The sequence below is a fragment of the Photorhabdus sp. RM322S genome, assembly GCF_042879395.1.
Classification (GTDB): Bacteria; Pseudomonadota; Gammaproteobacteria; order Enterobacterales; family Enterobacteriaceae; genus Photorhabdus; species Photorhabdus khanii.
Window position 1 is genome coordinate 1 of record NZ_JBHFKW010000034.1, and the last position, 5,976, is coordinate 5,976.

The 5,976-nt window shown below is 37.7% G+C and carries 8 protein-coding genes and 1 pseudogene; 8 read left to right on the forward strand and 1 reads right to left on the reverse strand.

All coding sequences use genetic code 11. From position 1 onward, the window contains the following. The 8 genes and pseudogenes from ACGF63_RS17765 to ACGF63_RS17800 all read left to right on the forward strand — a co-directional run. A pseudogene (locus ACGF63_RS17765) lies at nucleotides 1-432 on the forward strand (hypothetical protein); the annotation flags it as partial. Nucleotides 433-434: 2 nt separating this feature from the next. After that, complete coding sequence (locus ACGF63_RS17770; RefSeq protein WP_036843271.1) at nucleotides 435-674, forward strand: hypothetical protein; 240 nt, start codon at nucleotides 435-437, stop codon at nucleotides 672-674. Between the two features lie 426 nt (nucleotides 675-1,100). Next, entirely contained in the window at nucleotides 1,101-1,355 is a 255-nt protein-coding gene (locus ACGF63_RS17775) for a hypothetical protein (RefSeq protein ID WP_387632433.1), read from the forward strand. A 98-nt stretch (nucleotides 1,356-1,453) separates the two neighbouring features. After that, complete coding sequence (locus ACGF63_RS17780) at nucleotides 1,454-1,912, forward strand: hypothetical protein (RefSeq protein WP_131601404.1); 459 nt, start codon at nucleotides 1,454-1,456, stop codon at nucleotides 1,910-1,912. A 118-nt stretch (nucleotides 1,913-2,030) separates the two neighbouring features. Continuing rightward, nucleotides 2,031-2,198: a hypothetical protein gene (locus ACGF63_RS17785; RefSeq protein WP_152961582.1), complete on the forward strand. Its 168-nt coding sequence runs from the start codon at nucleotides 2,031-2,033 to the stop codon at nucleotides 2,196-2,198. 47 nt (nucleotides 2,199-2,245) lie between these two features. Continuing rightward, entirely contained in the window at nucleotides 2,246-2,473 is a 228-nt protein-coding gene (locus tag ACGF63_RS17790) for a VENN motif pre-toxin domain-containing protein (protein ID WP_152961581.1), read from the forward strand. Between the two features lie 37 nt (nucleotides 2,474-2,510). Continuing rightward, nucleotides 2,511-3,095, forward strand: a complete 585-nt coding sequence (locus ACGF63_RS17795; RefSeq protein WP_162524050.1) for a hypothetical protein — start codon at nucleotides 2,511-2,513, stop codon at nucleotides 3,093-3,095. Between the two features lie 6 nt (nucleotides 3,096-3,101). After that, on the forward strand, nucleotides 3,102-3,515 hold the full coding sequence (locus ACGF63_RS17800; RefSeq protein WP_152961580.1) for a hypothetical protein: 414 nt from the start codon (nucleotides 3,102-3,104) through the stop codon (nucleotides 3,513-3,515). A gap of 1,206 nt (nucleotides 3,516-4,721) precedes the next feature. Here the strand turns inward: ACGF63_RS17800 and ACGF63_RS17805 are convergent. After that, nucleotides 4,722-5,660 carry an Rpn family recombination-promoting nuclease/putative transposase gene (locus ACGF63_RS17805; protein WP_387632437.1) on the reverse strand — a complete coding sequence of 313 codons (939 nt, stop codon included), beginning with the start codon at nucleotides 5,658-5,660 and terminating at the stop codon, nucleotides 4,722-4,724. Nucleotides 5,661-5,976: the final 316 nt, after the last annotated feature.

Genomic DNA, 5,976 nt, shown 5'->3' on the forward strand with positions numbered 1-5,976 from the left:
GTTGGTAAAGCTTCGGTTGCTTCGATTGTTGGGAAGAATAAACAACCTTATCAGCCGAATGAGGGTACAGAGGGGAAACCTAGAACCGGAAAGGGGACGAGTGTAGTAAATCAAGGAAATAAATTTACTATTAAGGACTTAGTAAGTTCTGCCAACAAACCAATGAATCCACAAGGTCTATCTGAGGCTGCTAGGGCATGGGAAAAGCACGCAGGTCGACAAGGTGGAACATTTGAACCACTAAAAGGAAATGTGGCCAAAAAAAATGCGACAGCAAATAAATTTGTTAATGAAGTATTACTAAATCCAGATACTGTCAAAACAGAGTTATCCCGTGGTGGTGTTGAATATCGACTACCTGATGGAAGAGGTGTTCGCTACAATGCAGATGGATCTTTCTCAGGTGTTCTAGATCCGAAAAGGAATAAATAATTATGCATACAGATTTTAATGTTGATTTTTTCAGTGATAATAAATATGAAGAATTAACAGTTGAGATATCATATAAAAATCAAATGCTTTGCCAAATTAATAAGGATAAGGGGATTGAACATATTGAAGTAGAGTTTTTTCCCGATTTAAGAATATTATCTGAACAAGTTGAATTGAAGTTTCCATTAGATGAATTTATTGAACTTCTGATTGAAACTAAAAAGGATCTTATTGATTCATAAAACTTGTATACCCTATAGATTTCAAGATGCATCGAGACGGCAAGGGAGCGAATCCCCGGGAGCATAGCGAACTCTGTGACCGGGGTGAGCGAGTGCAGCCAACAAAGAGGCAACTTGAAAGATAACGGGTATATATTTTAAATTTTGGTTTTAGTTCCCCCTAGATCATCTGAACTGCCCCCAAAGGTTAGGCACTAACTGATTTAAGGTGCAGTTCACCAAAAGCTGGGATATTTGCTTAACGTTTAAAACAATCATATAACTTGCTAACCCGCCTGGGAAAAAGGTGCACTGATAGCCAAAGAAGCGGTAGAATCTGCCGGTATTGGTGGTGCTATTGGTAGTAAGGTTTCGGTTGCTTCGATTGTTGGGAAGAATACAGGCCAACAATCTTCACATAACTATACGTTAAGCAAAAATGGTCAAATGATAGGTGCAAACGGGGTTCAAGTACCAAGTAAAACAATTTGGAAAGGAGTAGGTAAAGAACGTATTGATGTGGAAAACCCAAATCCTGGTCAACGAGCAGGGCAATTACACTATCAGGGCAATCAAGGAAATAAATATTATTATGATTCTATTTCAAATACATTTCCTGATGCACCTAAAAAAGTCAATGAATTAATGAACAACCCCGCCGCAAGCAGCGGGGTATCAAACCAATGGCCAACTACAGAGTAGTTCGCCCCAAGGGGCGGGGAATTAGACCCTAAGAGATTAAAGGATAGTAGCTTTAAAAATGCGATTGATAAAGGTATGAAACAATATTTAGGGGAAAAATGATGCTAAAAATTAACTTAAAAATGAAACAGAAAATGAAAGAGTTAAAAGGGAATCATCTGGTTCTTACAGATGAATTACAATCAATCATTTCCAGTGGATTTATTGAAAAAGAACATTGCTTTTTCTCTAAAAAACTTATGAATTATAGCTCTTCTGCATCAAAAAAACATTTTCAGGATTGTGTTGGGTTTGAATGTTTTGTAAATTCACTTCATATTGATGACTATGTGGATAAAAATCATTTAGAGTATTCAATATTATTTTGCAATTCTTTACTTATTTCATGGGAATATTTAAATCCTAATGATAAACTTAATGTTATTATTTCATTAGATGAATTTGGAGCTTTAATTAAATTTCATCTAGATAGGAATGGGGAAATGTGGTTAAGTGAAGACTTAGAATCATATGATGAGCCTATTTTAATAACAAACAGTTTTATTAAACTACAGTAGAAAACACACAATAAATAATCTAAATATAACCATATGCTTATATATGGTTGTATTTGCCAATTCGATGACCCAAAGACAAGACAAAAAGTGCAAAAGCGGAAGGCAGGAGATTGCCTAAATGAAAAATAAATCCCTTTTTGAAGAGTTAAAGAATTATTATTTGAAGATATTGTCTGAACAATATAATGCTAAAGTAGATTTAAACGACTTAGCTGTGAATTATGGTAAGGACGTTGATGTGTCCTGCATTGAATATTTACAAAGATTATCTGATAGTCAAAATTAGCAGCGGAACTGGCAGCAATCACGCTGGATAAAACCTTCAGCGACCCGATGAACATTCAAACCGGTGGCAAGATTATCGGTGGTGTTGCAGGCGCGATTGCAACGAATAGCGCAGAAGGGGCTAACAGTGGTGCTAATGCCGGGGAAATCGTTATTGTCTATAATTCACTGGCACACCTTCTGTCCGCGGCAGAGAGAGAAAGAAAGACGGGGTACAATAAAAGCTTACGAGGAGAAAAAGAGAGCATTTTGTCAGCAGTCACCGGAGGCGTGTAAGCAAGCCGGGGGAATTATCAGCTTTGGTACTGACTTCGTGCCCGTTATCGGGGATATTAAAGGTTTTGTCGAGGCTGAAAGCGCATTAGATTATCTGGTCGCCGCGATAGCCATTATTCCCGGTGCAGGTGATGTGGCTGGGAAGACTATTAAGGCGGCAGAGAAAGCCTTACAAAAAGGCAACGTTGGGGAAGCTTCTAAGCTTATTAATAAAGCCAGTGATGAAATTACATCAATCTCACGCCCCGGCCACAGAAAATCAGAAATTGATGTCGGGAAAGATTTAGGGGATGGCTGGAGTGGTCAAGTGACGTTTAAAGAGGGTAAAGAAGTCCCCTATGGCACTAAAGGCAGTGTTCGCCCAGACTGGTGTCAGGGCAATGTTTGCAGTGTTGAAGTGAAAAACTATAACATTGCAACGAATAAAAATGGCCTGATTAATAATGTTGTTAAACAAGCGATTGAGCGGCAGAAGAATTTACCTAATGGAATGAAACAACGAATCGTCATTGATGTTCGTGGACAAGTTGTTTCGGCGGCTCAAGAAGATGCCATTATTAGAGAAGTTGTTCGAAAATCGGACGGAATAATTAAACCAACTGACATACAATTTAAAAGGTAATTTAATATGGAATATGTAGGTTTTATGGGGGGAAGCTCTATGGTAGAACTTGGTTCCTCTTCTGATATGGTAAATTTTTTTACTTTCTTATATGGCAAAATCAGTGATTGTGAGAGTAAAGAAATATTGGATCGACTTTATAAGAGATATATAAGGCAGAATGAGCTTGAGAAAATTTCTTTTTTAGTGAAAGAAATAAGAAATGATTTTTTGACTGATTCTGAAATGTATTTCATGAAATACCTTGATGGTATTGACACATGTATAGAATCAGCCAAATTATTTTATAGTAGTTGGGGGATTTATCAGCCACTTAAAATAGGGATAACTGATGTACCATATTGTATAGATGATAAAAATCGCCCTCTTGAGCAATACGATGCTTTAGGCCCACACGATCCGCCATTCTGGTTACGTTAAAACGGATCCTGAACTAACTCTACACTAAGCAGCTAATGATGCCTGAGTCCAGAGCCCACTGGACTCAGGCCATTTAACCTTGGGTGCTTTGGCCGCTGCATTAGCTGCAATAATGCTGGATAAAACATTCAACGACCAGATAAAAATTCAGGCAGTAAAACCACTCAATAATAGAATAAGTGTCGTTATAACTGATTAACCGGCTGTATCCTATTTGGAATCCATTACGAAATGGAATCGATAAAAAACGAGATTAAGCAATATCACTCTCCAGTTGAAAACTACAACCCTCGGAATAAGAATCTTTTTACAAATTTGTCATCTTTTAAACATAGTGCACTCTCTCTTTTTACTTGTTTTCCCTTTTTTAGCGATCAGGAAGCTGCTTTTTCGGTGATGAGTTAACTAAGGGTAAAAAAACAGGTACCCATTAATGCCAGATTTTTAAAAGGTATTGAGTAACTAAAAACAACTTATTCCCTGTTATGTTTAATATATTTACCGAAAATGCTCTCCTCCGCTTATTTTATATTTACCTAGCCTGCCATGACCATTTAAAAACACGAAAACAGAGGTATTAAATATTTATATAAAAAATGCATTTAACCATAAGTTAAATTTTTAAAAGGATATTGATTATATTTAATCGAAGTCCATTAGCCATTAAAAGAGAGTTAAAAAATCAGCGAAAAAAAGAATATTATCCGAAAAAACATAAAAAGGTATCTTTATACCATCAGACTATTTACGGGTTGATTTATGAAGATAAAAGATTTATAAAAACCACTCAGAATTACCAGTAAAACAACATCAATAAAGATAAAAAGTGAGTATAATCAATGTTAGTTAAACGTAAAATACAATCTACCATGATGATTAAATTTAATAAAAAGCAGACGTTAAAAGTGGTAAAAACAACAGCTAAAACTTTATACCGATTAAAAGCATAAGTAAAAAATAACTTTTAATAACAGTTTAAAACCTGCCCATCATAAAGCTATCAGTGAAAAATGAGAAAAATAATTGGATTTATTAATGCTTATATATCCCGTAAAAGTTTGTCGGACATTTATTCAAGCCCAGTCCGATAATTTTCATCACCGTTTCACGGTCGATACTCATACTTCGGGGACTGTTCTGCCAGTCCCCGTAAGATCCTCTTTTAACACGAATCGTTGAATGCTGATTAAGAGCTCTCAGCACGAGTTAGTGACGTATTTGCTCAAGCTCGTTCTGGCTCAGACCGGTGGTTTTCATTATCGTTTCACGGTCGATGCCAATATCCATCATCGCACTCGCGACTTTCAGGACCCCTTGTTTTTCGCCTTTATGCAATCCTTCTTGGAGTCCTTTATGCAATCCTTCTTGGAGTCCTTCCTTGCGTGCTTTCTGCTCCAGTTTCTGCGCTATTGTCATCAGTACCTCCTCATACCTCGGGGACTGTTCTGCCAGTCGCCGGATAAAACCCTCTGGATCGGCGGTATCTCCCACCTGTAATAAGTAGTTTAACATGCTTTTTAGCTGTTCATCCGTATAGTAATCATACGTCAGCAGCATGACCAGTTCTTTCAGTAACTCCGCCATATCTCGCTGCCGGATATGCTTTTGCACTATTTCCAGTAGCGCAACCCGTTTATGCGTCAGGATCCTATCATCCGGGATTACCGTCACATCTACCAGCGGGAATGCGCCGGAATAGATTTCCTTCGCCAAGGCCGGATCATCGAAGCAGTCAAGCCAATGGGTACTCCACGGATACGGCTGTATTTTCCCGTGATAGAACAACACCGGAATGACCAGCGGCAATTTTTCATGTCCCTGCTCCAGATGCCGTTGCATTGCGGAAATACTGTATCGCATCAGCCGGAATGCCATCATCTTATCCGGGGAACTCTGGTGTTCGATCACGCAATACACGTAACCGTCACCCTGCGCCGTTTTCAATGAATACAAAATGTCGGAATAATGCGCACGCAGATTATCTTCAATAAACGACCCTGATTCCAACCGCAGTGTATCCAGATCACAAACTGCCCGTAATGTCGCAGGCAAATGAATCTCCAAAAAGTCTCTGGCGGTATCAATATGACTTAAAAACTGTTTAAAAACAGCGTCATGTGGCGTTGGTGTTTTTTTTCTCTTCATCGGTGAATGGTAGCATACTTTCTTTTATATTGAAGGAATATTAAGCAAGAAACCGAGTGGACTGAAATGTCTTGAATTTTCTTTGACAAAAACGTTGCTCGTATCTCAGATACTTTAATTTCCTTCTTAAGCAAAGTTCAGGTTAATCAGATAATATATTTAAAAAAACAACTAACTTTAATAACGTTTTCAACCGGGGGAATAAACTTTCTCATAAACCAGTTAAATAATTTTTCATGAAAAATCCGGTATAAACAAGATATACCGGATTATCACACCAACGTTAAATTATCCAATATTCCTTAATATATCAGTA